Source organism: Pseudomonas sp. CFSAN084952 (assembly GCF_009648855.1).
Classification (GTDB): Bacteria; Pseudomonadota; Gammaproteobacteria; order Pseudomonadales; family Pseudomonadaceae; genus Aquipseudomonas; species Aquipseudomonas paracarnis.
Genome location: NZ_CP045767.1, coordinates 137982 through 164487, shown reverse-complemented (window position 1 = coordinate 164487; position 26506 = coordinate 137982). Strand labels below are relative to the sequence as shown.

The following is a 26506-nucleotide window of genomic DNA, read 5'->3' as shown; positions in this document are numbered from 1 at the left end:
ATCCGCCGCCTGACTAAGCTATAAATTCTTCACGACCTGGGTGCGTCAACCTCACATGAACGACACGTCGACAATTTATGCCTGGGAAGGCATCAACCGCAAAGGGCGCCGGGTGTCCGGGCAAATCGCCGGCCATAACCTTGCGCTGATCAAGCTACAACTGCGCCAGCAAGGGATCTGCCCTGAGCGTGTGCGCAAGAAATCTTATGGTTTACACATCTTCAAGACGCGAATAACGCCTGCAGATATCGCCCTGTTCACTCGCCAGTTGGCCACCTTGCTCAAAGCCGGCATCCCGCTGCTGCAAGCCTTCGACATCATCAGCGAAGGCGTCGAAAACCCACAGCTGCGCGAACTGGTCAAGGCGTTGAAACAGCATATTGCCAGCGGCCACCCGTTGGCCGCTGCCCTGCGTCAATATCCCCGCCATTTCGATGAGCTGTACTGCAATCTGGTGGCGGCTGGCGAAATGGCCGGCGCCCTGGAAACCCTGCTGGAGCGCGTGGCGATTCATTTGGAAAAAAGCCAACGGCTCAAAACCAGGATCAAGAAAGCCATGACCTACCCTATCGCGGTACTGGTAATTGCCACAGGGGTGAGCACAGTGCTGTTGATCCATGTGGTGCCGCAATTCCAGAACTTGTTCGCCGGGGTCAACGGCCAATTGCCCGGGTTTACCCTGGGGGTCATCGCGCTGTCGGAACTGCTGCAACAGGCGTGGTGGATGCTGGGGCTGGGTGTGGGCGCGGCGCTGGTTGTGGGGCGCCACGCCTACCGTACTTACCCGGGGTTTCGCCATTGGTGGGCAGCAGGTTTGTTGAAAGTGCCCATGGCAGGCAAACTGCTGCACAAATCTGCGGTCGCCCGCTACGCTCGTACACTTTCCACCACCTTTGCGGCGGGCGTCCCTCTGGTACAGGCATTGGGTTCGGTGGCCGGCGCCGTCGGCAATGGCCCCTTCAAACAGGCAATCGAACGTATGCGCCACGATGTATCCACAGGCATGCAGTTGAATCAATCGATGCATAACAGCGGCCTGTTCCCAGGCATGGCGATCCAGATGACCGCAATCGGGGAAGAGTCCGGCACCCTGGACCGCATGCTGGAAAAAGTCGCGAACCACTACGAGTCAGACGTGGATACCTTGGTCGACAACCTCACCAGCCTGATGGAGCCGCTGATCATGGTCGTATTGGGGGGGATTGTCGGCGCGCTGGTAGTGGCCATGTACCTGCCGGTGTTCCAATTGGGGACGGCATTTTGAGCCTGCTGCTGAGCGAACATCCCTGGGCGTTTGTTGGCCTGGCGCTGGTGTTGGGCCTGATCGTCGGTAGCTTCCTCAATGTGCTGGCGTGGCGCCTGCCCAAAATGCTCGAGCGGGAATGGCGTGCACAGGCCCATGAGATTCTCGACTTGCCAGCCGAGCCCGGTGGGCCGGCCTATAACCTGATGCGTCCGAACTCCTGCTGCCCGCGCTGCGATCAACCGATTCGGCCTTGGGAAAATATCCCGGTGCTCAGCTACCTGTTGCTCCGGGGGCATTGTGCCCACTGCCGTGAGCCCATCGGCCTGCGTTACCCCCTCACCGAACTCGCGTGCGCGCTGATCTCAACCGCTGTCGCCTGGCACTTCGGCTTCGGCTGGCAAGCCGGCGCGGTGATGCTGTTGAGTTGGGGCTTGCTGGGCATGAGCCTGATTGATCTGGACCACCAACTGCTGCCGGATGTGCTGGTGCTGCCGCTGCTATGGCTGGGGCTGATCCTCAACAGTGCTGACCTGTTGACGCCACTGCCCGATGCAGTGTGGGGCGCGGTTATCGGCTACATGAGCTTGTGGTGCCTGTTCTGGCTGTTCAAGATGGCCACCGGCAGAGACGGCATGGGCCATGGCGACTTCAAGTTATTGGCCTTGCTGGGAGCCTGGGGCGGCTGGCAGATTCTGCCGATGACCCTGCTGATGGCCTCGCTGCTGGGCGTGCTTGCCGGGCTGATCCTGCTGCGTTTGCGTAAGGCCCAGGTGTCAGCGCCGATGCCGTTTGGCCCCTGCCTGGCAATTGCCGGCTGGATTGCATTGCTCTGGGGTGGTCAAATAACCGACTTCTATTTGCAGTCTGTCGGTTTCAGATGACCACTTCTGTTGCAACACCCTGGATTCTTGGGCTCACGGGCGGCATTGGCAGCGGCAAAAGTGCTGCGGCCGAGCACTTTATCAAGCTGGGCATCGACCTGGTGGATGCCGATCACGCCGCGCGCTGGGTGGTCGAGCCTGGCCGCCCGGCCCTGGCACGCATCGCCGAACACTTCGGCAGCGACGTGCTGCAAGCCGACGGCCAACTGGACCGTGCCGCGCTGCGCAAACTGATCTTTGAGGTCCCGCAAGAGCGCCTGTGGCTGGAAGCCTTGCTGCACCCGCTGATCGCCGAGGAAATTCGCAGCCACCTGGCACGCGCCCAATCGCCCTACGCGATCCTGGTGTCGCCGCTGCTGATCGAGTCCGGGCAGTACAGCATGACCCAGCGCATCCTGGTGATCGACGTGCCGCAATCACTGCAGATTCAGCGTACCCTGCAGCGCGACGGCATCAGCGAACAACAGGTGCAGGCGATTCTCAAGGCCCAGTCCAGCCGCGAAGACCGCCTGAACCATGCCGATGACGTGCTGGTCAACGATAAGGACCTCGCCTGGCTGCACGGCGAGGTCGAGCGACTGCACCACTTTTACCTTACTTTGCGTGGAGGCCGATCATGAGCCAACCCCTGACCGTCGACTGCCCAACCTGCGGTGCACCCGTGGAATGGAAAGCGACCAACCTCAACCGACCGTTCTGCTCGGACCGTTGCAAGCTTATAGACCTGGGCGCCTGGGCCGCTGAAGAACACAAGATTCCCGTGGCCCCTGACGCCGAAGATGAACTGTTTTCCGAAGACCTGCCGCCACGCCACTAAGGGCGCATAAAGGCATATTCCTGCTGGTCGTCGAGGTTCTCTGCAAGGTATTGCAACTCGTCGGCCAGGTCTTCAAAACTGCGTACACCCTTGCTTTGCTGCACGACCGCACTGAGCATGGCCCGCAAGGTCAAGCCGGGGTCAAAACCGATTTCCTGCGCTGCATCCTGGCTTCTGCGCAACTCCTGCCGTGCCCACTCGTACACACTCATTGTCCGTGCTCCTGAAAATTTTGCAGAGCATGGACCCGCGCCGCGGCCTGGCATTTGACCTGGATCAACGCCGCGAATCGTCGTCCTTCCACGGCGCCGAGAGGTAGCGAGTGCGGTTGAACGTCTCCAGCCATTCCGGGCAAAACACCACCAGCGCGCTGATGACCATGCCGTTGATAAAGGCTTCGGGAAAGATGATCAGCCACAGGTAACCGACAAAATCTTCCAACCACTCAGGCATCGCAAAAAGACCGTCGAACCACAACAAGCCCAAGCCGGCCAACAGGCATAGCAATGCCGAGAGGGCGGCAGCAAAAAAGCCCGAACAGAAGATATACACAAAGGGGTTTCGCGGCTGCGCCCGCTCTACCAACAGCGCGCACCCTTCGGTGACCAGCACCGGCAGCACGATCAGCAGCAGGCCATTGACGCCAAGCGCGGCCAGATCCTGGCGCCCCAACAGCATCAAGCCAAGCTGGGCGGCAAAGCCACCGACGATTGCCAGCGGCCAATCCAGCAGCAAGGTCACGGCGGTCATGCCGATAAAGTGGTAGGACACGCCGGTATCGAAATCCCGTCGCACGAGCCACAGCATGAACAGCGCGAACACCGTGCCGAACAGCAAATGCTGGCGCCGACGGTCGGCAAACAGCTCCACCCATGGCGAGCGCAGCATCGCCCACATTAACACGGGCGTATACACCAGCCAGCCGATACCGAGGGTCTGGGGTGCCAGAACCGCTGCACTGATCACGGATGCTCTGCCTTTACCAAAAACCTCATCACACACCTCGTCCCTGGGCCTGCTCCACATCAGCATTCTACACCCGCGTTTTTAAGGCAAGACTTCCTGTGGTCATCATTTGAACGCTAAGCTGCGACTATGGATGACTCAGATTATTTGCGCCTGCTCACCGTAGCAGCCGAACAAGCCAATGCGTTTCTGTCCAATGCCCGCAAGTGGGAGCGTGAGCGTTGGGTCTGCCAGCGCCTGCTGCAAGGCTTGAACGTGCCCTACCGCGTCGAAGAGTTTCACGCTGCGGGCCAGGAGCCGCCCGACGTGTTGTTTCGCGACGCCAGCTTCGAGGTCTTTTTTGTGCTGGACGAAGGCCGTCGCCTGAACGACGAGTGGCGCGATGAGTTGCTGCGCAGGCGCAGTGCTTTCTCCTTGAGCCAACTGGTACGGCGCGAAGCCAAGCCACGGCGCATTCCCGCCCATGAATTCCTGCTGCGCCTGGCCCCCACACTGCGTAAAAAAGCCCACAACTACAAAGAACGCGGCATGGACCTGGGGGAGTTGGACCTCATTGCGTTTACCAGCCTCAAACGCGAAGTGCTGGACCTTAACAGCCATTTTCCGCCGCCGACCGAATACCTGCGCCAAGGCTGGCGCTCGCTGTCACTGGTGGGGCCAACCTTTGCCAGGGTGCTGTTTGCACATCCCGACGCGCCGGACTTCTTGCGCAACAACCTGGGCCGCAGCATAGTGTTTGATGTCGGCATCAGCCTTTGATGCCCCTGGCTGTAACGTGGCGCCCCTTTGCAACGTCTACCTGACGAGGCCTTTATGACCAGCCGCCTGAAACCCGATGACCAAGAGCGTGTCGAAGAGTACCTGCGACTTACCCAGCACAGAGTCGAGCGCAAGCCTTTCCGGCCGTGGCTGCTCCTCTGCGTGGTGCTGGTCGTGGTAATCGGGCTCGGTGCGCTGAGCCGCCTATTGAGTTACCTGACGCTATGAGCCGCCTGGCGCTCGCGAGGGTAACTGCTCCGATTTCTTTTAGCCTTGCGAGATATCCCCATGACCCATCGTATTATTATCGTCGGCGGCGGTGCCGGCGGCCTGGAGTTGGCTACCCGCCTGGGTAAGACTCTGGGCAAGCGTGGCAAGGCCAGCATCACGCTGGTCGACACCAACCTGACCCACATCTGGAAGCCGTTACTGCACGAAGTGGCGGCCGGCTCGCTGAATTCCTCGGAAGACGAACTCAACTATGTCGCCCAAGCCAAATGGAACCACTTCGAGTTCCAGCTGGGCCGTATGAGCGGGCTTGATCGTGAGCAGAAGAAAATCCAGCTGGCCGCCACCCTCGACGAAGAAGGCCGCGAACTGGTGCCTGCCCGCGTGCTGGGCTATGACAGCCTGGTGATTGCGGTAGGCAGTACTACCAACGACTTCGGCACTGAGGGCGCAGCGCAACATTGCCTGTTCCTCGATACCCGCAAGCAGGCCGAGCGCTTCCATCAGCAACTGCTCAACCACTACCTGCGCGCCCATGCCGGGCAGACCGACGCCGTTGAACAGATCAGCGTCGCCATCGTGGGCGCCGGTGCCACCGGGGTCGAGCTGGCCGCCGAGCTGCATAACGCCGCCCATGAACTGGCTGCCTATGGCCTTGACCGTATCAAGCCAGAAAACATGCACATCACCCTGATCGAAGCCGGCCCGCGGGTATTACCTGCACTGCCGGAGCGGATCGGTGGGCCAGTGCACAAGACCCTGGAAAAACTAGGGGTGACGGTACTGACCAACTCGGCGGTCAGTGAAGTAACTGCCGACGCCTTGATCACCAGCAGCGGCCAGGTGATTCCGGCCAGCCTCAAGGTCTGGGCGGCCGGTATCCGCGCCCCCGGTTTCCTCAAGGACATCGACGGCCTGGAAACCAACCGCATCAACCAGCTGCAAGTCCTGCAAACCCTGCAAACCACCCGCGACGAAAACATCTTCGCCTTTGGTGATTGCGCCGCCTGCCCGCAGCCGGGCACCGACCGCAATGTACCGCCACGGGCCCAAGCGGCTCACCAACAGGCTTCATTGCTCGCCAAGTCGCTGAAGCTACGAATCGAAGGCAAGGAGCTGCCGACCTACACGTACACCGACTACGGCTCGCTGATCTCGCTGTCGCGCTTTTCCGCGGTGGGTAACCTGATGGGCAATCTGACGGGCAGTGTGATGCTGGAAGGCTGGCTGGCGCGGATGTTCTACGTGTCGCTGTACCGCATGCACCAGATGGCGCTATATGGGTTCTTCCGCACGGCGATGCTGATGCTGGGCAGCAAGATCGGCCGCGGCACCGAGCCACGCCTTAAATTGCACTAACAACCTGGTCTCGAAGGAGGCCTGGCAAATGTGGGAGCGGGCTTGCTCGCGAATACGGTGGTTCAGTCACAGATGTACTGACTGACACAGCGCATTCGCGAGCAAGCCCGCTCTCACTTTATTTTGCGGTGAGTTCAGAATTTACGAGCACAAAAAAAATCCCCGTATCTTTCGATACGGGGATTTTTAATATGGTCGGGGTAGGGGGATTCGAACTCCCGACATCCTGCTCCCAAAGCAGGCGCGCTACCGGACTGCGCTATACCCCGGTAATAAAAAGGCGACCTTTCAGTCGCCTTCTCCGATCAGCGCTTTTGGCCTCTGATCTTAAGATTCGATTCCAGCGTTAACTGGTCTCAAAAATGGTGGGTCGTGTGGGATTCGAACCTACGACCAATTGGTTAAAAGACAATTGGTTTTAGTGCTTCAAAGCCCAGGATCGTGTTCGCTACACATGGCTATTTCCGTGGCCTCGCAGCCTCTAATGAACCCACATTAGAGGCTCCAAACCATGATGATTACTGCGGTCGTTTCGACCAAAGGCGGCGTTGGCAAAACCACCATTGAGGCCAACCTCGGCGCATTCTGCGCGGACGCGGGCCTTCGCACCCTCCTAATCGATCTGGATCCCGCCCAGCCTTCGCTTTCCTCGTATTACCAATTGGTCGAGGAAGCTCAGGGCGGCATCTATGACCTGCTCGCGTTCAATATCACCGACTCCCTCAAGATCATCTCCAGCACGACGATTCCAAATCTGTCCCTGGTGATCTCGAACGACGTAAATAACCAATTGAACAGCTTGCTCCTGCAGGCACCGGACGGCAGATTGCGACTGGCCAACCTGATGCCGGCATTCGAAGGCCATTTTGACCTGGTACTGATTGACACCCAAGGTGCCAGATCGGCCATGTTGGAAATGGTAGTTCTCGCGTCTGACTTGGTCATATCCCCTCTTCCACCCAACATGCTCGCCGCACGCGAATTCAGCCGTGGAACCATGCAGATGTTGGATGGCCTCCGTGCATATGGGCGCCTGGGTATGAAAATTCCTCCCGTGCGGATCGCTATAAACAACCTCGATCAAACCACCGATGCGCAGGTGATTGAGCAGTCAGTCCGCGAAATATTCCAAGACAATGAAGAAATCAGCGTTTTGGACAGCATTATTCCTACTGCAGTGGTGTTTCGTAGCGCTGCGTCCCAAGGCGTTCCTGCACACCGCCTGGAATATCGCCAGCCTTCCAACCGCAAATCCCCAGCAGCCCTAGTCGTCATCCGCCAATTGGCCATTGAGCTATTTCCAGAATGGCGCGACCGCTTCGAGGCCATGACCGAAGAGAAGGTAGCCAAATTGGTGAGGGAGGATCGTTGAGATGGCGAAGCCCCCTATCACCGATGCTCGCAGCATTTCTGCAGACGTCATCCTTGAGATTGGCAAGTACTACAGCGCTCAACAATTGCGCAGCTTGCAAGCCAAGCTAAGTGGAACCGCACGGGACATCAATTCCCTGACAACCGGTACCCATCTGCCCGGCCGTATAGGCGCTCATTTGAGCTTTGAACAGCGTCAACTTTTGCAGGACGCCGCGAAGCTTATCGAGTCAGTGAATTCGAACATAAAGCACGCAAAGGAGAAGCGCGGCCGCGACGAAAGCCAGGCCAAGCGTCGTCAACAAGCGCGAGATTCCGAAGCTAAGCGACTGGTAGCTGAAACATATCTGGAACCTTTCGTCCCTGATCCAGCAGCTCTGGAACCTCTCCTGGATATTCTTAAAACAGCGCTGACGCTCAATCGCGCAGACGTTTTCAGGAATGGTTATTCCCCTGGTGAGTTCAATCTCAGGCTGCGTGATTACCTGTCGCCTGCCCGAACTCGAAAGCTCATCGGCTGGACCAGCCCAAGTGCGTTCTGGATAAACACGGTCCTCTCTCTGCGTAATGACGTTGTGCAAGCTATCGAGCAGGACATTGCTTACGACGATGGTTCCAGCGTCCAGGACCGTCTCAATGTGCTGAAACAGAAGGTTTCTGACTGTCGTGCCCAGGTTTACCTCTCTGTAGATGAAGAGGAAACACTGCGTCTTTGGTCAGAGGCGCTCTCCCCTCGTACCAAGCACGAAGGGGGTGAGTGATGGATAAGCAACGAGTTCTTGAAAAAGTTGCTAAATGCTTTGCACTGGCCAACTCCAACGGTGCATCGCCTAATGAAGTTGAAACAGCGCTTCGCCAGGCCCGAAACCTGATGAAACAGTACAACCTCGAAGCCATCGAGGTTGCGGCTCATACGGTAGATGAAGCGAGCGTTGCCACACATACCCGCCGCGCTCCCCAAGATTGGCTTCACCTGCTGGCTCAAACGTGTGCGCGAGCGTTCGATTGCCAACACATTGCCTACTACAACCCTTTACAGGGCTGGTCCTTCAAGTTCTTGGGCAAAGGTATTTCGCCAGAGCTCACTGCACACGCGTATTCCGCACTACTTCACCAATTGGTGGCAGCACGCCGTGAGCATGTAGCCCAACAAAAGCGATGCCAACTGAAAACCAAGCGTCGTCGCGGCGCTCTGTTTGCCGAAGGTTGGATAAACGCCGTGAGTTACAAAGTGGCTGAATTCGCCGGCTCTATGGACAGTGAAACAAGCAAAGCTATCAGCGCCTACTTGGAACACCACCATCCAATGCTGAAAACCTTCGAGATCCAGTCCCGTGAAGCCAAAGGCCACGATACCGGGTCGCTAACCGCAGGTTGGAAACAAGGGCAAAACGTTCGGCTCCACCACGGTGTAGGGAAAACAGGCCATACCGCTCTCATTTCTGGAGGTGGGCAATGACACGTCAATGTCTATCCCCTCTGGCTAAGGCTACCTTGGAGCATGCGCGCTCCCAATTGGGGCTGATGCCGGTTCAAAAGCATCATATTTGGAGTGAGGCTGAGGAGCGCATGCTCATTGCCCGCTATCCCAACGAAACGACCCAGGCCCTGGCAGATGAAATTGGACTCAGCGTCTATCAGGTTTATGCCAAGGCCAAACGCCTTGGCATATCCAAGAGCGCTGAATTCCTAAGCAGCAATCTCTGTGGCCGATTTGATGGTAGCTCAGGCACGGAGCACCGCTTTGCCAAGGGCATGACCCCTTGGAACAAAGGCGTCAAGGGACTCCCCTCACTCGGCCGCATGGCAACAACACAGTTCAAGGCTGGAAACCGGCCCGAGAACTGGCTCCCCGTTGGCAGCTTGCGCACAACACCAGATGGGTATCAACAGCGAAAAATCACTGACACCGGTTACCCACCAGTTGACTGGCAAGGTGTGCACATCCTGCTGTGGGAAGAGCATTACGGTCCCGTTCCTATCAACCAATGCGTGTGCTTCAAGGACGGTAATAAGGCCCATATCGCTCTCGACAATCTTGAGCTGCTCACACGAGCGGAGCGTATGCGCCGCAACACCATCCATCGCTATCCGGAAGAGCTGAAGACCTTAATCCGCGCCGTCGGCAAGCTCAATCGAACCATTCGTGAGGCTGAACATGAAAAATAAGATTGAGGATCTCCGTAACCACCTGTTCGCCACTATTGAAGGCCTGCTGGATCCAGACAAGCCAATGGAACTCGATCGCGCCAAAGCCGTGGCCGAAGTTGCGCAGGTGATGATCAATTCGGCCAAGGTCGAAGTGGCGATGGTGAAGGCTCTGGACGCGGTTAGTGGAAGCGGCTTTATGCAGATTGGTCAGGAGCCGTTGAAATGAACCACCTCGACCTCTCACCCCCCCACTCCGTCGAGGCAGAACAAGGCGTATTAGGAGGGCTTCTGCTCGACAATAACGCCTGGGATCTCGTCGCAGATAAGCTGGAATACTCCGATTTCTTTCGGCACGACCATCGCTTGCTGTTCGAGACAATTGCCAGCCTGGCCGACAAAGCCATTCCGTTCGATATCGTGACCGTACATGACGCATTGAAGAATCCCGACCAAGCGGGTGGCCTCGCCTACCTCGCCGAGCTGGCGAAAAATACCCCGTCAGTGGCCAACATAGAGCACTACGCATTCATAGTACGTAATCGCTCTCAGCTCAGGCAGCTTATGAGCCTGGGCTACCAGTGCTCTCGCGAAGCTACAGATCCGCAGGCCGACGCCACGGAAGTTCAAGAGTCCATCGAGCAGCAACTCTTCGCCTTGGGGGAAGGTAAAAGCGCATCGGAATTCGTCAACATCAACAAGTGCCTGACGGCGGTCGTCGAGCAAATCGATGAGCACTTCAATGGTGACGTAGTGGTGACCGGTGTGCCTTCAGGCCTGGACGACCTGGACGAGATGACATCTGGGTTCCAGGAAGCCGACTTGATCATCCTCGGCGCACGTCCGTCGATGGGTAAAACATCCCTGGCCTTGAACTTTGTGGATACAGCACTGCAGGCAAAGCCTGATCGTACTGTCCAGGTTTTCAGCATGGAGATGCCCGCTAAAGCGCTGCTCTATCGACTGATGGCCATCCTTGGCCATCTCGATCTTGGCAAGTTGTTGAAGGGCAGGCTCGATGACGAAGACTGGCCAAAACTGACCGCCGCAGTTTCGCGCATCAATAGCTACGGTGAGCGCTTGGTCATAGACGACTCATCAGGTCTCACACCTGGTGCGATCAGGGCCAAATCCCGCCGTGCGGCCCGCCGATTCGGCCACCCGAGCCTGATCCTTATTGATTATCTGCAGCTCATGCGCTGCCCAGGTCAAGAAAACCGGGCGAATGAAATCAGCGCTATCTCCCAAGCACTTAAAGCGCTGGCCAAGGAGATGAACTGCCCTGTAGTCGCCCTTTCTCAGCTCAATCGGGAACTGGAACGCCGCCCGAACAAGCGCCCAATCAACGCCGATTTGCGTGATAGCGGCGCTATTGAACAGGACGCGGACGTGATCATGTTCGTGTACCGCGACGAGAAGTATCACCCGGAGACCGAACACAAAGGCATTGCAGAAATCATCATCGGCAAGGCTCGTAACGGCCCGACCGGAACGGTGCGCACCGCCTTTATTCCACACCAAACCCGCTTTGCAAATCTCAGTGCTAACAGTGGCTGGCAAGGGGTTCAGCCATGAAAAATACTCCCGCTATCTCTCATTGGTGCCGTCATTGTGACGGTCACCATCCGATACATCAGGTGAGTGGAGTTGTACCGGCCTCCCCTGACGGTGAAGTGGACGTGCTGATTTGCCCAACTTGCAATAGCTATGACATCGAGGAGCTTCTGGAGGTGCCAGATGCACAGTAACGCCTCGCTTTTCCCAAGCATTCATGCCGGTGCCGGGTTCGAAGCCTCAGCCGTGGTTCACGCTTATAAAACGGGGATCAACCCCGTTGAACTGGACGCTCTTGCTCAAGCGATTGGTCGCCTTACTCGTGACCACAGCACAGTGGTCCCGTTGAGTATGCGTGGCGATCTTCTGGAGTTTCAGAAGCTCGGCTACATCGAGGTATCCGAAACAGCAAGTTCAACGCTCACCGTCGAACTGCTCTGCGCAGGTGCATTGCTCTCAAGCTACTTCTGGTCGGTTTGGGTTCCCCGTCATCTCCAAAGCTGCTCGTTGAAAGTGGCGGTGATGTCCCACCTGCAACATCCAGAGCCAGTTCAACACTGCAGCGTTGTATTCCGCGTGCCAGGCGCACGTGAAGCAACACGTCATTTTCTACACGAGCTGGGAACCAAGTTTCCGGGTGACCAGGCTGAAATCATTGCGATTCAGGCCGGAAACGTTCTGGCAGACAAGGATGTTGATCAATGAACGCCAGCCGTTTACGTGGACAGCACGAGAACCTTCGCCACTTGGTGGAGTTTGCTGAGGCTAACGGCTGGACCGTCTCTCGAACTCACGGTGGCCACATCAAGTTCACCAAAGCTGGGCTTGGGTCCATTTACACCTCGTCGACCTCAAGCGATCACCGCTCAGGCCTCAATGCTAAGGCCCGACTTCGTCGCGCTGATCGGACTCAATCTCAACGTACTCAGGATGCCATCTAATGCCTATTCGTCATTGCATCGTTCACTTGATCGACAAGAAGCCCGACGGCACACCAGCTGTCCTGCATGCCAGCCAACACGAATTGGCCAATTCGCAAGCCCTTGAAAATATGCTGTCCGACTTCAACGAAGCCTACAACGCCAAACAGGGCAAGGCTTGGGGCTTCTTCCATACAGAGTCCGGCGCACACCCTTTCAGTGGCTGGCTGAAGATGTACTTCGACGGTAACCAGGACTTCACGCAGTTTAGCCTGGAGGCAGTCGAGCACCTGCAACGATTGATGGAAGAGTCAAATCTGTCCACGGGTGGCCACGTGCTATTCACGCACTATCAGCAAGGCATGACCGATTATCTGGCGATCGCCTTGCTGCACCACAGAGAAGGCGTGACGGTGACGGACGATTTGGACGTATCCCCATCGCGTCACCTCGACCTTGGTCAACTGCACCTGGCAGCGCGGATCAACGTGTCCGAGTGGCAGAAGAACAAGCAATCCAAGCAGTACATCTCATTTATCAAGGGCAAGAGCGGCAAGAAGTTCTCGGAGTACTTTCGCGACTTCATCGGCTGCCAGGAAGGCGTCGACGGCCCGGGCGAGACCCGCACCCTGCTCAAGGCATTCAGCGACTTCGTTGAAAGCGAAGACCTGCCGAACGAATCCGCACGCGAAAAAACCAAAACCCTGGTGGACTACGCCAGTAGCCAGGCCAAGCTCGGCGAGCCCATGGGCCTGGAAGAACTGTCGAGCTTGATCGATGAAGATCGGCCAAAAGCGTTCTACGACCATATCCGCAACAAGGACTACGGCTTGTCGCCGGAAATCCCGGCGGATAAGCGCACCCTCAACCAGTTCCGCCGCTTCACCGGCCGCGCCGAGGGCTTATCCATCAGGTTCGAAGCGCACCTGCTGGGCAACAAGATCGAGTACGACGAGGCTTCAAGCACGCTCACCATCAAAGGTTTGCCTACCCAACTCAGTGATCAGTTGAAACGTCGCTGAACATACCCCTGCCCGATAAGTAATGGAGAACGCTATGAGCAATGAAACCAAACGTCAGCTCGAAGAAAAATTCGTAGTCCGCCTTCCGGACGGAATGCGCGAGCGAATCGCACTGCAGGCACGTGAAAACACCCGGTCAATGAACTCGGAAATCGTTCACCGCCTGGAAGCAACCGCAGGGCTTGAAGCCGCTTTGGATCGAGCCCACAAGATCATCGACCAACTGTTGGCTGCAGCTCCGGCCAATGAGCAAGCTGGGGCAAGAGTATGAAACCGTCATTGGCCCAGAGCATGAAAGAAAAGCTGCAGTTGCCTGGCTTCGAATCCAAGTCGCCTGCAGCCGCCCGCTTGAGCGATCCCATCGTCGACACACCGATGTTACTGACATTGGATGAGACGCTGCCGTATGACGAGAACCCACGGACCACGCGCAATCCAAAATACGACGACATCAAGGAGTCGATCCGTCAGCGTGGCCTGGATACGCCACCGCCGGTGACCCGTAAGCCAGGTGAGGAGAAGTTCCGGATCAGGAACGGCGGCAACACTCGACTCGCGATTCTCAATGAATTGTATCGTGAGACTGGGGACGAGAAATTCTTCAGGTTCCACTGCCTTTTTCGTCCATGGGATGCAGTCCGGGGGGAGATTATTTCTCTCACCGGACACTTGGCCGAAAACGATCTGCAGGGGCAGCTTCTTTTCATCGAGCGGGCAATCGGTGTCGATAAAGCAAGAGCGCTCTATGAGGAAGAGGCTGGTGAGTCCATATCTCAACGTGAGTTAGTGAGACGGTTAGCCGCTGATGGATACCCAGTTTCGCAACCTCACATCAGCCGCATGCAAGACACTATTCGCTACTTGCTCCCGGTTGTTCCTGCATTGCTGTACTCGGGGCTAGGTTTTGACCGGATTACTAAGCTGTTAGGGCTGAGAAAAAGTGCACTCCAATGCTGGGAGCGCAATTATCAAGAACATGAAAAAACTCCGAGCCTCGAATTCGAGACTGTCTTCCAAGATGTTCTGTCTCAGTTCGAGGGCGATGCAGAAGAGTTTCTGTTTCAGCGCTTTCAGGACGAGTTGATAGCTCAACTGCAAAAGCCGCTGCATCTCGGGTACGAGAAGATCCTGCTGGAGATCACCCAGAATCAGGACCAATTGCGCAGATCCACACCGATACTCGAACTACCTCAACCCACCATAACCTTCGGCAGTGTGCCGCAGGGTGTTAGCACGACCGAGGGCGGTAACAATCCCCCTCAAAACCCGGCACAACAATCTTCAGCCCCCCAAACCGGGGGGACGATTCAAACGAGCACAACTCAACAAATAAGCAAAGAGCCAAGTAAGCCGCAGCTCACGCCACCGCCCCTGGAACAAATGAGTCCGGAGGAACAGAAGAGCCGGCTAGACGGGCACGTTGCGAGCCCGGTGAAAACATCTGCCCGGGTCGAAAAGATGAAGCGCGAAGTCGCAGCGCTTGATGGGGAAATACTGCCCGACTTTGCAGCCAATGCTTTGGTGGCCATCCCGGTCCAGGCCGGTGGACTAAATCCAATTTCTGACCTCTGGTACATCGAACGCGAGATCGATAATCCGGTCACCCTGCGTCAGCATATAGCTCAGTTGGCGCGTGAAGTAGCGAGTTCAGTAAAAGCACCAGGTGAGTTCCTAGATGTCAACGGTGGGGTGGGCTTTAGCTATCGCCATCCGAGTGAAGACGTTGAAGTCACTGCCACAGCTCAGCATACCTTGACGCTCCTTCAGTCACTGAGCGGATCGATTGCTATCGCACTGAAGATGATTCAGCAACAGCCCGAATTGCAGGCTGAACAGGCTGGCTCTCTTGCCGATTTTGAATTTGCTGCAGGCCTCGGCCAGATCCTTTTAGGTCAACCCTCTGCCAAGGATCAATCGCCAGAAAACGAAAACCGTCTTGGCGATGGCGCCCTAGTGAAGCTATTTCGAATCATTCGTCTTGCAAGACGTTTGATCGACTTAGAAATCAAGTCTATGGCCAACAACGGTCCGAATTCACTTAGCTGATCTGGTCGATGGCAGGGAGAGAGTCATATGTCCAAAACACCTATCAATGAAGCAATCCTGTCTCAGGTACTGCACCACATGCGCAACGGCCAACTCCGGCGCTGCATTGAGATGGGATTGGAGCCAGAAATTTTGGCCCAGCTTCAACAACCCTCAGTGCTGAGCTTGCTGCTTAACACTCCTGTTTCCTGGTGCAGCGTCACGATTGATGGGGACATGGTGAAGAAGCTACTGACCGGGGCCCAACGTTCAGACGAAGAAGTACGCATGATTGAGCGTGCTCTCCGATTGGGGGCTACGACGCAGATGCTACAACAGTTCTTTGGCTTGTCCCCCCAAGACGTAGCCCTTCAACGCCTGGTGATCGGCGTAACGGCACGACGTGGACGATGGAGAGAGTTCAGTGAAGAAATGGATGCTCAGCTTTGGTACCGGTGGACCCACCTGATGAAAGAACATCAGGTTGAATTAGACGATAGCCTGGCGTTGCTGGACGTGGCCATGCTGGTGGCAGAGGAGCTCAATGCCCCACAGGGCGCCGACTCAACTGAAGGCACGGAAACCCTCAGCTTAGCGATTATCTGGCACCGCGTTCAGTCCTGGATCAGAGACGGTCTTTATCCGCCTTCACATCCTAACGCTGGATTTACAAAAGGTTTGAAGCTGGTGTCATCGGCCAACCATCAGTTGGCCCTACCGGTAGTGACAATGGGGCAAGGTGACAACGATCTATGAAGTTGTCCCGGCTCCCCTTCTCGACACTTCTGGACTCTGCATCAGGGCATCTTGAGGCTCATCTGCGTCAGAAAAAAGAGTCGACGCCACCGGGGATTCAGGGCTCAGCGCCCTACTCCGGCATCATTTTCAGCGGTAACCCTCATGAGACAGTTCCTCGACGATTGCTACTGGATGATCGACTGTCTCCGCTTGAACGAAACACCTGGCAGGTATTCCGCCTACTGATTAATGACGACGGCCTGACGGCGTTCCCCACTTATGAACAGCTACGGCCATACCTGGGCATGCTACCCGGCAGGCCGGCGTCCCGTGAAACGGTATCAAAAGCCTTGGTCACCCTTCGCCTGACTCGCTGGCTCAGCCTCGGTCGTCGCGTACGTAATGACCTGAGTGGCCAGGTTCAAGGCAACGTCTATCTCCTTCACGATGAACCTGTAACACCTGGTGAAGCGCTGGAATTCGACAGAGACTATCTGCAGTTACTCGCTCAATCTATGGAGCATCAGACCAAGGCGATTCGTGAAGTCGCTGAAATTGCCTGGAAGGAGTTCGCAGCGGATCCAGAGGTTGGACGGTGCTTACCAACCCGGCTGAACGTCATCGAAGCCCGCTTGAACAGTCAGTCATGGGTTCAAGCAACAACCCTTCAGCCTTTGACTGCGCCCGAGTTCGGCATCCGAACTCAGCAAAATATAGCTGCCTCCACCCTGAGTTCGGAATCCGAACTCAGCGAATCCAACGATAAGCGAATCGCTTTTGAGCTGGGTTCGGAATCCGAACTCAGCCGTAAATCACTGAGTTCGGACTCAGTTCGGAATCCGAACTCATATAGTACGTATACAGATACAAACAAAGATGTTTGTAAAAGCTCTGTACATGTACCGCCCACGTCAGATGACACGACTGCAGATTTCCTGGGTGCCCTGCACCGGCTGCCCATGGATCAGAAACAGAGTGCCCTTGTGGCGTTGCAGAAAGTCCCTCCAGAGGTGAAACCTGCGCTCATCAAGCAATGGGTGCACCGTTGTGAGATGGGAAGCGTTCGAAACCCATTGGGGTATCTGATGACGCTAGTCACCACGGCGGTACGAGGCGACTTCAACAGCAACTGGAAACCGGATGAAAAGCCACGTCCCTGTCACATGAACACTGATAGACAACCGACGGGCTCAAGCACCGTGGAAGTTGCTCAACCGGTAAAAGCGATGGTGACTCCCCGCAATCCGGAATCAATACAAACTGCGAATCAAACACTGAGCGAAATGTTCAATCTACTGAAGCCTCATCGGGGCACGCAGCCATGATTCTGTGCGGAAATACTGCTCAAGCAAACGATGCAGCCCGCAACGCTCAGCCAACACTCATGTCTGATAATGCCACTCCGCCAAGAGATGTGGGCCACATCACTCAGCCGAGGCCCATGATCGATGTTGCCACCTCGCCAAGTGATGTGGGCCACATCACTCAGCCGAGGCCCATGATCGATGTTGCTACCTCGCCAAGTGATGTGGGCCACATCACCCCACCAGGCTCCGAGATCGGCGTTGGCAGCGAACTGGGTGATTCGGCCCGAATCACCCAACCAAGATACCAGATCGGTTGGTGTATCGAGTTGGGTGTTGCGGCCCGCAACACTCAACCACGATCCAAGACCGATGGTGGCACACAGCCAAGGTCCGACAAAAACGATGTAACTCAGGCAGTCGGTCCTCCTAGGCTCTTTCTATATATAGACGCCTCAACAAATCCCCTTCCGTCTGACTATGGATTTATTGCTGCTTCCGTAGCAGCCCAATTGCAGCATGGCCATGTCAATCCTCTTTCCAAGGAATAACAGCACCATGGCTGACAATTACCGGCTCAATATTGGCTCACTACGCAGCGATGTGAAGCTCACCCTTCACACCCATCATGCTGCACGGATCTGGATGGGACGCCCAAAAAACGATGTCAAGGTTGGCATCATCGGATTGTCTGGCTTCTGCACTGTAGTCAATCGCATGTCACGTGGCGCCCAGCAAGATGATCCGTATTCGGATTGGTGGATGATCCAGCTGGAAGAGAAAATCCGGGATTCAAAGGAGGCACTTAAAACCATCGAAGATCGACTCGACACAGCCATGGCTTCCCTTCCCCCGGCCATCAGCATCAGTGAGAACCTGTCCATCCAGCCTGTCAGCCTCCCTCTATACATCGCCAATCCACTCGGCTTCCAAGCCGTGTACCTGCTGACCAACTACGACGAAATTGTCAGGCGCATTTTGCTGGCCCAGCACGTCGGTCTGGTCGGTCGCCATGACATGGAAACCTGGATCGATGAAGGCGCAGCCGTACTGCGCAGACTTTTTGGCCTGGCCCAGATCTACAAATACTCCGGCGCTGCACGCGATGACTTCGCCGCCAACAATGCCAAGGCTGAAGCAGCCCGCAAAATGTATGAGCGTTACGGAGAACTGCCGCAGGACATCCTGGAAGGCACCCGCCGTTCGAACTTTGCTCCCCCCATCATTCGCGGCCAACAGCAATCCGAGGCGAGTGATCACTTTGATGATGCCGAGGAAGGCTGATGGTCATGGGCCAGACGTCCTCAGAAGACGGCGTGCTGCAACAGACCGCCTTCCGACCACTGCAACAGGATGCCTTCCAACGACTGCAACAGGCTGCCTCACTAAAAGGCCTTTTAAAGCCTTTTAAAGGTAAGGGGGAGTTGAGCCAATTTGCCGATCTATGCCGGGTTCAAGAATCGGAATTGAAAGCACTTGCCCAGGAAGTGCTGAGCCAGGCTCGCCGGTATCCATTCACCCTTGTGCCAGTTCGACTGACAGAACAGAACACCCAGGCCGGAACCCAATTTCTGAGATGGCAGCAGGTGACGGACCGCCGAATGGGCGTCGGTGTTTGGGCAGACATGATGGGTTCATCCAGAACACCAGAAACCATGCTGCAGGACTTGTACGCAATGGAACTGCAGCGCATCACGCTGAACATGCAAATGAGCTTGATGCACTCCATTGCCAAACAGGCCGCCGAGTGCGCTGAAAAAATGGGCCAGGCAGAGGCCGTGTACACCGCTCGACTGCAGCAGCTCACCAATCAAACGCAACATCCATAACGTCGGAGAACACTCATGTCCACACCCGTACAAGGCTGGGAAGGCAATATCGGTTCCACTCCGGAATTCAAAGAATTCCCTAACGGCAATAAGGATCCACGGAGGCTCATGCGAGTCAACGTCTACTTCGACAATTCGATTCCTGACGGTAAAGGCGGATTCGAAGATCGTGGGGGGTTCTGGGCGAACGTCGAGTGGTGGCACAAAGATGCTGAACACTACTCGCACCTGTTTCAGAAGGGCATGCGCGTGATCGTTTCCGGCCGAGCCGTAATGGATCGCTGGGAAAAAGACGGTGAGGAAAATGCGGCTCTGAAAGTTCAAGCCTCGCGGGTCGCTATCTTGCCGCACAGGATTGCGAGCGTGACCCTGTCACCGTCGCAGAGCCAAGGCAGCCCGTCACGTGATCAGTCCAGTCCGCAACCTGTCCCGGATTTCGAAGACTACCCGGACCCCGACCGTCCGTTCTGATTGCAGGGGCTTAATTTTGGCCCCCCAATCGTGAAGCTCGTGGTGGAGGGAAAAACATCAACGTCTTTCCCTCCCCAACCGTGAAGCCTTAAGGTGTATGACAATGCGGGACGATGATGAGGTGAGGTGTCCAGATGGCTGGCTTCTGGTAGCAGCGGATCACCCCACGTTGGGACGGCTGTACTGGCGGTACTGTGATGAGAGCGACGTCAACGCAGCAGACTTCTACGGTATCACCGATAACATTCGACTCGCCTCCTGGATAAAGGCTGGTTGGCGTGATAAAGACGTCTGGGCTGATGACTACAGTGACATGAACTCATTCGTCGCACGAAGATTCATACAAGAGCTTTTGAATCCAGATCGCCACGACACCAACTACTTCGAACTTTTCAACTGGGATGATGAGTCTGAGGATCTTGAGCTTTATGGCGATTTACACGATTTGCAAAGACGAAGTGGTCAGTCCGTCGAGTTCTTCGTGCATTGGCTAAGGGCCGCCAATTGGTTCGACATCCCGGCACCTGGCTGCAACACTCTCCCGTAAAAAAATCGCGCCATGCGCGGATCTGCTGGTAGATGAATTTGAGCATCGAGGAGCAACCGGCATGGGTGATAACGCTTTCTTGCCTAAGACCTCTGACAAGCGAAGTTGCAACAACCCTCACCTGACGGTTATTGCCACTGGTGCGGCCGCTGCGCGGAAAGGGCTACGGGTGTATGACTGCCCTTACCAACATCCCGCTATGGGTGCGTCGTGACTAAAGGGCTTTGCCCAGGCACAGCAGCTCTCGCTGGACCTATAGCCGCTTAATGCCCTCCCCCGCGTATTGACCATTTCCTATTGAAGCCCTACCCGCCTGACGCAACAGTCCCGCTCTGATTATTTGAGAGGGACACACCGTGAAGCTATTGATCATCGAGGCACCTGGTAAGCTGAAAAAGCTCCAGCCAATGATGAAGAAGCTACGCCCAGGCGAAGACTGGCAGGTGGTTGCCAGTGGTGGGCACATCCGCGACCTGCCGGCCAAAGGACAGGACGACAGCATGATCACCACCGGAGTTCGTAAAAACTACACACCGGTGTATGAGATCTTGGATAAGAGCGCCAGGGCCGTCAAAACCATCAAAGCCGCAGCGAAACAGGCCAGCGAAATTTACCTCGCAACCGACCCTGATCGTGAAGGTGAGAGCATCAGCTGGCACATCCAGCAGGTTCTGGCGGTCAAAAACTACAAACGCATTACCTTCAACGAGATCACTCTCAAGCGCGTTGAAGAGGCACTGGCCAATCCACGACAAATCGATCTGAACAGGGTTGCCTCACAGGAGTGCCGGCGTGTTCTGGATCGCTTGGTGGGTTACCTGGTGACCCAAGAGTTGCGGCGCCTGATGGGCAAACCTACTTCTGCTGGCCGCGTTCAATCACCCGCCGTGTTTCTTGTGGTCTTGCGCGAACGCGAGATCCGCAACTTTCAGGTGATCAATCACTTTGGCGTGCGTCTGTTCTTTGCCGATGTAAGTCGGGGCACCACTTGGTTTGCCGAATGGCAACCGGTACCGGATTTCGCAAGCAAGGACTTCCCCTATGTTCAGGATAGCAACCTGGCTCAGCACGTCGCCGGCACTCGAAACGTGGTCGTGGAGTCCTGCGAAGATCGCAAGGCCGAGCGTCATCCTCCCGCACCATTCATCTCATCGACTCTTCAACAGGCCGCCAGCAACGCGTTGAAATGGGACCCCGATAAAACCATGCAAGTGGCCCAGCGCTTGTACGAGCAAGGCGTGATCACTTATCACCGGACAGACAACCCCAATGTCCCAGACGAAGCCATGGAGGATATTCGAACGGTGGCCAACGCTCTTGGGATGAAGGTCGTGAATGAACGACGCACGTTCAAAGCTGCAGAAGGCGCGCAGGAAGGTCACCCTGCCATCACACCTACCTATTGGTCCGAAAGGTCAGCCGGTGAAAACGATGACGAACTGGCCCTGTACAAGTTGATCTGGGCTCGGGCGTTGGCCAGCCAGCTCGAAGCCGCTATCTACGACGTGCGTACTGCGAAACTGCTCGCCGTTGGTCCTGGCGGTAAAGCGCTGCGCTTCACTGCATCGGGCAAAACACTCTGCCATCCGGGATGGCTGAAGCTACTCAAGGGCGATGATACCGATGAGGACGAGGACGCAGAAGCGAACAACCCCGTGCCGGCGCTTTCCCCAAAACAAATTCTGGCAGTCCACAGCGGCGAACTGCTGAAGAAGAAAACCCAACCACCTTCACGCTACACCAAGGCCAGCCTGATCAAAGAAATGGAACGCCGCGGTATAGGTCGGCCCAGCACATTCGCCTCGATCTTGAAGAACATTACCAGCAAAGGACTGATCGAGGAAAAGAGTCGCAAACTGGTACCCGCGCCGCTGGGGGAGGAAACGATTGCGAAGCTCGAAGGTTTTTTCAGTTTCGTTGAGCTGGATTTTACGCGGGAGCTGGAGCGCGACCTGGACAAAATCGCCCAGGGCCAGGACACCTACGGCGCCGTCGTTGCACGTCTGCATAAGCGCCTGGAAGAGGAACTGTCTCAGCAACATGGAATGCCAAGTGTGCCAATGTCCTCGGGTTCACGCCCAGCCGTAGCTACTGGCGATTTCAACTGTCCCAAATGCAATCAGCCCCTCGTAAGGCGGCAGAAGAAAGGGGATGGTGGATATGACTTTTGGGGGTGCACGGGCTTCAAATCGAATGGGTGCAAGGTGAGTTTTCCAACCTTGAATGGCAAACCCGATCTCAAAAAGCCCAGAGGGATGTAACTTCCAACATTGCCAACATAAATCACTGCCACGCCGATACGCATTAACCCTAGAAGCGCGCTCCCCTATACCTGACATTCCTCTGCGATATTGCAGAGGAGGTCATGGGTGAGCGTACAGAAGAGACAATCGGTGTTGGGACTGCGCATCTTAGCGCCGAAGCTGGAGAAGTTCTCTGATCGCCAGATTGAAGTGGCCCAGACTTGGGCTTTGCACTTTCAGATCTCACATTCCCTCCTGACCTCGTTTATCGAGCACTACCTCAACTCTAATGTCCACTCCCGCTGCTGGTGTGTGGCTTGGGACAGTACCAATGCTCAAACGCGCCAGGTTCTGGCCAGGATCGGCAACCAGCTTCAGTACTTCGACGGCCAGCAATTAATGGCCTGCAAGATCGTAACTAAAGATCGCGTACATAAAAAAAAACCGTCCGTCCAAGTAGCCCAGCAGCTGGTGATGAGGTTTAAGGGACGTTGGTTTGCAGATGTGCTTCTGACATCGTTTTGTAAGTCGGCACGAGCGGCAGCAGTAGCGCTCGCCGTTGAGGATCTGGGTAGTTTTATTCGCAAAGGCTCGGATGCGTCTGTAAGCAACAATCGTTACTTCAACCCGCGCACGCAGTTTTACTTGAAACAGATCGGCAGCACGCTGAAGCAGTATCGCCAGTGCCTGGACCAGGAACTTCTATTCGCTATCCGTTCAGCGCAGTGCCCTTCCCCAAAGCTCTATAACTGGCTGGCTCAAGGCGACCGGACACGCCGAATGCAGGCGCTGAAAGCTCAACCGGTGCTGGTACCTCTCTTAGTTTTGGCCAACCAATGGCCTTGGCCATGGGACGAAGAGCAAAAGATTTTCCTGGAAAGCCCATGGAATGAACTTCAAGAATTTCGACCTATCTTGTGCGACGACGACTACTACGTGGAATCCAGGGAATGCCTAATGGGCCGCATCACGGACACTGGCCTCCCACTTATCGACATCTTGGCATGGCTCTTACAAGCTCCAAGAACATCAGTTCGGTACTTGGGCCAACAACGCGTTTATGATACCGGCAGCGCATTGACGCGAATAAACCGTGAAGGTCCGGAAACTCCGTGGCATCGATTGCTGCTTGGAGCATCAATGGTCAACCGCCGCCCCTCGACCAAGACGCATTGGAAAACCTTTTTTGCATTGCTGGATAAGATTCCCTATCAACTTTTGGAGCAGACAAAAGACTGGAGCAGGTTGTTCTCAGGATGCCCGACAGAGTGGTCCAACCCTGATTGGCTTCAAATTGCTGATAGGCTGCAAGATCTGAATGATGTTTTTAATAGCGTTGATGAAAGCGACGGACCCGACGCCCGTGACGCACTGCAAAAAATCAATAGCTTCATAGGTACTGCTACCTATCACCAGATCGCCAACTTAGTGGATGGCTTTCACTTGGCACTGATAGACATACGTGAAGCTCTTGATGCCGCAGATCCCCAAACAAAAGCGGACTCTTCAACGCCCTGGAAGACGCTGCTTAATTCAAACGACACACTTCTCGTAAGCCCGAATGGGCTGCAAATTGTCGAGCTGAAATGCCCAGCGGACCTTGATGCAGAACATCGAGCGCTTGGCCATTGCATTGATGGTTACGACTACAGCGCTTATCGGGGCAACTGCCGTCTTTTTTCAGTACGCGAAAATGGGCAATCGTTGGCCTCTGCTGAAGTCCAACTGGATGAGAGTGCCTGGGGCGAAGCACCGGCAAAATTGACTCCCAAACATCTCGTGACGACACAACTGAGAGGGCTCGGCAATCGCACGCCTAAGTCGGGCTCTAGGGTTGACCGGGCTTACCAATGGTTTTGGGCAAAGGTCAAATCAGGTGAGCTTGAGGTCAACCTAGAATGGCCCGACCAAACACTATCCATGTCTCGCTATACAAATCGAAACCGCAAAAAGCTGCATGCTCAAGCGTGCGCGGAATGGATCAACCTGCGTCTGAGCAGAACATGAGCCGTCCGCGCCTCATGAACCGCCAGCAGGACCTGGTCGAAAAGGTGATCTTCGACGGCTATGACTTCGGGATCCTGCTGCAGTACGTCGAGGGGGCCAACCGCCTGTTTCTTGAGCGTGACGGTTTCTACATCCGCCGTGCAGAGCATCCTAAACATCGCTACTGGCGAATGCCCAAGGGTAAATTGCTGGATGACCTGGATCTGCTCTTCCACCGCCTGATGGAGTTGACCGAAAGTCGTTTCAATGAGAGCTGGCAAACCTTCTCTTCAAAGCTTGCAGCAGCGCAAAAATCACCAGACCGGCAAGCCTTCACCTGGGGTTTGACGTTCAGAATTGCCCCACTGGCTCAGGGGGGCATTCTGCTGTCGGGCGACTATCACCCTGGAGCCGTCGCGGTATCTCGGCGTATGCACGGCGTGTTCCTTGGCCAGTCCAAGTCTTGGCGCATTGATTCGACCGCCGAACTGGTACGTTCCAACCTCATTCTTGAGCTGGGGCTTTCTGAAGATCAGTTTGAGATCCTGGACACCGTGCAGGAACTACTGACCGACGGTTCCATTGTCCCCGCTGATGAGGTCACCCGCATCAGCCTCGGAGGTCCGCCGCAAGAGCGCGCAGCCCCAGTCGGGCACGAAGACGTCTCAACAGACGTTTACCTTGCCGCTGTGCCATCCATCCAGCGAACCGAATTTACCAGTGAGCAAATCGATCAGGCGTTGACCGGGCATTCATTGCTGGATCATCAACCAGCGGGCATACGACATCTGCTGCAACGAACGAGCGCTTTACTCGCTGATGACATGGGCCTAGGAAAAACACGTCAGGCCATCATCGCCGCCGCTATTCGAGCGGGAGACGGCCCCATCCTCGTCATCACCTTGTCGACTCTGATCATCAACTGGCAACGTGAAATCCAGATGGTGTATCCCGAAGCCAGAATAGGCCTGCAGGTCTTCGATCCCTCGTTGCAGTGGACCATCATCAACTACGAGCGCTTGGGCGACTATGTCCTGCAGGCCGGCCATTTTGAAGTGATGATCATCGATGAGGCTCACCGCCTGAAAGAGCCCACCGCGGCGTGGACGCGCCATGGCTTCGACATTGCCGCCAAGGTGCCCAATCGCTATTTATTGACCGGTACACCGGTGCTCAATCGCGAATCAGAACTTCACACACTTCTACGATTGTCAGGGCATCCTGTTGGAAAGCTGTCACTCAAGGAGTTCTGCGAACAGTTCGCCGGCAGTCCAGAGTTTCGCAAGAACCTTCGAGAGGCGATTGGCGACTGGATGCTTAGACGCCGCAAGGACGTGCTCACGGAGCTCAAGGGTAAGCAACGGCAGACTTTACCGGTAGAGCTCTCAGTCGAGGAACGTCGTGAATACGACCGGATACGCCTTGAAGACAGACCAAGTCTTGCCAGGCTAGGCTCACTGCGCCAGTTGCTGGAGCAGGTGAAAGTTCGGGTCGTCATGGAGCTGCTGTGCGAACTGGATGTGGAAGACAAAGTCATCTTGTTCTGTGAGTTCAAGGACACGGTCAGCACCCTGCGTGCGCAGTGCGAGAAGGCCGAATACGGATGCGTTACCGTGGTAGGCAGTGACTCCCTCGGCAAACGCCAAAAAGCGATCGATCGTTTTCAAAGCGATCCTGACACAAGAGTGTTCGCAGCGACCACCTCTGCCGCCGGTACCGGAAATAACCTGACGGCTGCCAACTATGTCATGTTCCTGGGACTACCCTGGACGCCAGGATTACAGGATCAGGCTGAGGATAGAGCCTACCGGAATGGGCAGTTACGCATGGTTGTGGTGAAAATCCCTCTGGTGGAGAACACCATTGATCAAATGCTATGGCAAATGCTGCTTGATAAACGACAACTAGCGAGCGACCTGATAGAGCCGGATGCAGCGGCCAACGCTAGATCCGAACTAGTGAATTACTTGTGAGCAATTCAGTAGGCTTTCTCCAAGACTGAATATCACGATGTTATGGGCAGACGACTTGGTTTAGCGCTCGCATAAAAACCCTAAGGCGCAGTTCTCTATTTCCTGCTGCGCCGCTAATG

The 26506-nt window shown here is 55.8% G+C and carries 29 protein-coding genes, 1 tRNA gene and 1 CRISPR repeat array; of the genes, 27 read left to right on the top strand and 3 right to left on the bottom strand.

Annotated features, from left to right (window positions below; all coding sequences use genetic code 11):
- The first annotated feature begins 55 nt into the window (after positions 1 to 55).
- The 4 genes from GH769_RS00810 to yacG are packed head-to-tail and all read left to right on the top strand — an operon-like array spanning position 56 to position 2944.
- Positions 56 to 1264, top strand: coding sequence for a type II secretion system F family protein (locus GH769_RS00810; RefSeq protein WP_032903994.1), 1209 nt, complete (start codon positions 56 to 58; stop codon positions 1262 to 1264).
- Entirely contained in the window at positions 1261 to 2127 is an 867-nt protein-coding gene (locus GH769_RS00805; protein WP_032903993.1) for an A24 family peptidase, read from the top strand. Before GH769_RS00810 ends, GH769_RS00805 begins: the two co-directional genes overlap by 4 nt.
- The gene (coaE, locus tag GH769_RS00800) at positions 2124 to 2747 is read left to right on the top strand and encodes a dephospho-CoA kinase (protein WP_032903992.1); all 624 of its coding nucleotides are present in this window, start codon (positions 2124 to 2126) and stop codon (positions 2745 to 2747) included. The genes GH769_RS00805 and coaE overlap by 4 nt, the downstream gene beginning before the upstream one ends.
- Positions 2744 to 2944, top strand: a complete 201-nt coding sequence (yacG, locus tag GH769_RS00795) for a DNA gyrase inhibitor YacG (protein WP_003188437.1) — start codon at positions 2744 to 2746, stop codon at positions 2942 to 2944. Before coaE ends, yacG begins: the two co-directional genes overlap by 4 nt.
- Here yacG and GH769_RS00790 read toward each other — a convergent pair.
- The gene (locus tag GH769_RS00790) at positions 2941 to 3156 is read right to left on the bottom strand and encodes a hypothetical protein (RefSeq protein WP_003171680.1); all 216 of its coding nucleotides are present in this window, start codon (positions 3154 to 3156) and stop codon (positions 2941 to 2943) included. The genes yacG and GH769_RS00790 overlap by 4 nt on opposite strands.
- Positions 3157 to 3220: 64 nt before the next feature.
- On the bottom strand, positions 3221 to 3910 hold the full coding sequence (locus GH769_RS00785) for an energy-coupling factor ABC transporter permease (protein WP_032903991.1): 690 nt from the start codon (positions 3908 to 3910) through the stop codon (positions 3221 to 3223).
- A gap of 129 nt (positions 3911 to 4039) precedes the next feature.
- On the opposite strand from GH769_RS00785, the gene GH769_RS00780 reads away from it, so the two are divergent.
- From GH769_RS00780 to GH769_RS00770, 3 genes are read left to right on the top strand one after another with little or no spacing between them, the layout of a single operon-like run.
- The gene (locus GH769_RS00780; protein WP_003188431.1) at positions 4040 to 4669 is read left to right on the top strand and encodes a DUF1780 domain-containing protein; all 630 of its coding nucleotides are present in this window, start codon (positions 4040 to 4042) and stop codon (positions 4667 to 4669) included.
- A 54-nt stretch (positions 4670 to 4723) separates the two neighbouring features.
- Positions 4724 to 4897 carry a DUF3094 family protein gene (locus tag GH769_RS00775; RefSeq protein ID WP_014716869.1) on the top strand — a complete coding sequence of 58 codons (174 nt, stop codon included), beginning with the start codon at positions 4724 to 4726 and terminating at the stop codon, positions 4895 to 4897.
- Between the two features lie 60 nt (positions 4898 to 4957).
- Entirely contained in the window at positions 4958 to 6256 is a 1299-nt protein-coding gene (locus GH769_RS00770; RefSeq protein ID WP_032903990.1) for an NAD(P)/FAD-dependent oxidoreductase, read from the top strand.
- A 192-nt stretch (positions 6257 to 6448) separates the two neighbouring features.
- Here GH769_RS00770 and GH769_RS00765 read toward each other — a convergent pair.
- Positions 6449 to 6525: transfer RNA gene (locus GH769_RS00765), tRNA-Pro, on the bottom strand.
- Between the two features lie 242 nt (positions 6526 to 6767).
- Between GH769_RS00765 and GH769_RS00760 the strand changes: the two genes are divergently transcribed.
- The 20 genes from GH769_RS00760 to GH769_RS00655 all read left to right on the top strand — a co-directional run bounded on the left by GH769_RS00760 (position 6768) and on the right by GH769_RS00655 (position 26387).
- Positions 6768 to 7628 (top strand): ParA family protein, encoded by an 861-nt coding sequence (locus GH769_RS00760; protein WP_153649470.1) that lies wholly within the window; start codon positions 6768 to 6770, stop codon positions 7626 to 7628.
- Position 7629: 1 nt separating this feature from the next.
- Complete coding sequence (locus GH769_RS00755) at positions 7630 to 8388, top strand: hypothetical protein (RefSeq protein WP_153649469.1); 759 nt, start codon at positions 7630 to 7632, stop codon at positions 8386 to 8388.
- Positions 8388 to 9086 (top strand): DUF2786 domain-containing protein, encoded by a 699-nt coding sequence (locus GH769_RS00750; RefSeq protein ID WP_178128909.1) that lies wholly within the window; start codon positions 8388 to 8390, stop codon positions 9084 to 9086. The genes GH769_RS00755 and GH769_RS00750 overlap by 1 nt, the downstream gene beginning before the upstream one ends.
- Complete coding sequence (locus GH769_RS00745) at positions 9083 to 9796, top strand: HNH endonuclease signature motif containing protein (RefSeq protein ID WP_153649467.1); 714 nt, start codon at positions 9083 to 9085, stop codon at positions 9794 to 9796. Before GH769_RS00750 ends, GH769_RS00745 begins: the two co-directional genes overlap by 4 nt.
- On the top strand, positions 9786 to 10004 hold the full coding sequence (locus tag GH769_RS00740) for a hypothetical protein (protein WP_056791344.1): 219 nt from the start codon (positions 9786 to 9788) through the stop codon (positions 10002 to 10004). Before GH769_RS00745 ends, GH769_RS00740 begins: the two co-directional genes overlap by 11 nt.
- Complete coding sequence (gene dnaB, locus GH769_RS00735; RefSeq protein ID WP_153649466.1) at positions 10001 to 11350, top strand: replicative DNA helicase; 1350 nt, start codon at positions 10001 to 10003, stop codon at positions 11348 to 11350. The genes GH769_RS00740 and dnaB overlap by 4 nt, the downstream gene beginning before the upstream one ends.
- A 162-nt stretch (positions 11351 to 11512) precedes the next feature.
- The gene (locus tag GH769_RS00730) at positions 11513 to 12034 is read left to right on the top strand and encodes a hypothetical protein (protein ID WP_153649465.1); all 522 of its coding nucleotides are present in this window, start codon (positions 11513 to 11515) and stop codon (positions 12032 to 12034) included.
- A 235-nt stretch (positions 12035 to 12269) separates the two neighbouring features.
- Entirely contained in the window at positions 12270 to 13271 is a 1002-nt protein-coding gene (gene yejK / locus GH769_RS00720) for a nucleoid-associated protein YejK (RefSeq protein WP_153649463.1), read from the top strand.
- Positions 13272 to 13305: 34 nt separating this feature from the next.
- On the top strand, positions 13306 to 13542 hold the full coding sequence (locus GH769_RS29255) for an Arc family DNA-binding protein (RefSeq protein WP_020303012.1): 237 nt from the start codon (positions 13306 to 13308) through the stop codon (positions 13540 to 13542).
- On the top strand, positions 13539 to 15317 hold the full coding sequence (locus tag GH769_RS00710; RefSeq protein WP_153649462.1) for a ParB family protein: 1779 nt from the start codon (positions 13539 to 13541) through the stop codon (positions 15315 to 15317). Before GH769_RS29255 ends, GH769_RS00710 begins: the two co-directional genes overlap by 4 nt.
- A 27-nt stretch (positions 15318 to 15344) precedes the next feature.
- The gene (locus GH769_RS00705) at positions 15345 to 16052 is read left to right on the top strand and encodes a DUF2857 domain-containing protein (RefSeq protein WP_153649461.1); all 708 of its coding nucleotides are present in this window, start codon (positions 15345 to 15347) and stop codon (positions 16050 to 16052) included.
- A gap of 666 nt (positions 16053 to 16718) precedes the next feature.
- A CRISPR array of direct repeats spans positions 16719 to 16884; the repeat unit is 24 nt; unit sequence CCGAGTTCGGCATCCGAACTCAGC.
- A 591-nt stretch (positions 16885 to 17475) separates the two neighbouring features.
- On the top strand, positions 17476 to 17889 hold the full coding sequence (locus tag GH769_RS00695; protein WP_153649459.1) for a hypothetical protein: 414 nt from the start codon (positions 17476 to 17478) through the stop codon (positions 17887 to 17889).
- Positions 17890 to 17896: 7 nt separating this feature from the next.
- Entirely contained in the window at positions 17897 to 18622 is a 726-nt protein-coding gene (locus GH769_RS00690; RefSeq protein ID WP_153649458.1) for a PFL_4669 family integrating conjugative element protein, read from the top strand.
- A gap of 5 nt (positions 18623 to 18627) precedes the next feature.
- A complete protein-coding gene (locus tag GH769_RS00685) occupies positions 18628 to 19167 on the top strand; it encodes a DUF3158 family protein (protein WP_153649457.1) in 540 nt (179 codons plus the stop codon).
- Positions 19168 to 19182: 15 nt separating this feature from the next.
- Complete coding sequence (locus tag GH769_RS00680) at positions 19183 to 19638, top strand: single-stranded DNA-binding protein (RefSeq protein WP_153649456.1); 456 nt, start codon at positions 19183 to 19185, stop codon at positions 19636 to 19638.
- Positions 19639 to 19741: 103 nt separating this feature from the next.
- Positions 19742 to 20185: a hypothetical protein gene (locus GH769_RS00675; protein WP_153649455.1), complete on the top strand. Its 444-nt coding sequence runs from the start codon at positions 19742 to 19744 to the stop codon at positions 20183 to 20185.
- Between the two features lie 61 nt (positions 20186 to 20246).
- Positions 20247 to 20399: a CrpP family ICE-associated protein gene (locus GH769_RS00670; RefSeq protein ID WP_153649454.1), complete on the top strand. Its 153-nt coding sequence runs from the start codon at positions 20247 to 20249 to the stop codon at positions 20397 to 20399.
- Positions 20400 to 20541: 142 nt separating this feature from the next.
- Positions 20542 to 22446, top strand: coding sequence for a type I DNA topoisomerase (gene topA / locus GH769_RS00665; RefSeq protein ID WP_153649453.1), 1905 nt, complete (start codon positions 20542 to 20544; stop codon positions 22444 to 22446).
- Between the two features lie 108 nt (positions 22447 to 22554).
- Positions 22555 to 24435: a hypothetical protein gene (locus GH769_RS00660; protein ID WP_153649452.1), complete on the top strand. Its 1881-nt coding sequence runs from the start codon at positions 22555 to 22557 to the stop codon at positions 24433 to 24435.
- Entirely contained in the window at positions 24432 to 26387 is a 1956-nt protein-coding gene (locus GH769_RS00655; protein ID WP_153649451.1) for a DEAD/DEAH box helicase, read from the top strand. Before GH769_RS00660 ends, GH769_RS00655 begins: the two co-directional genes overlap by 4 nt.
- Positions 26388 to 26506 lie beyond the last annotated feature (119 nt).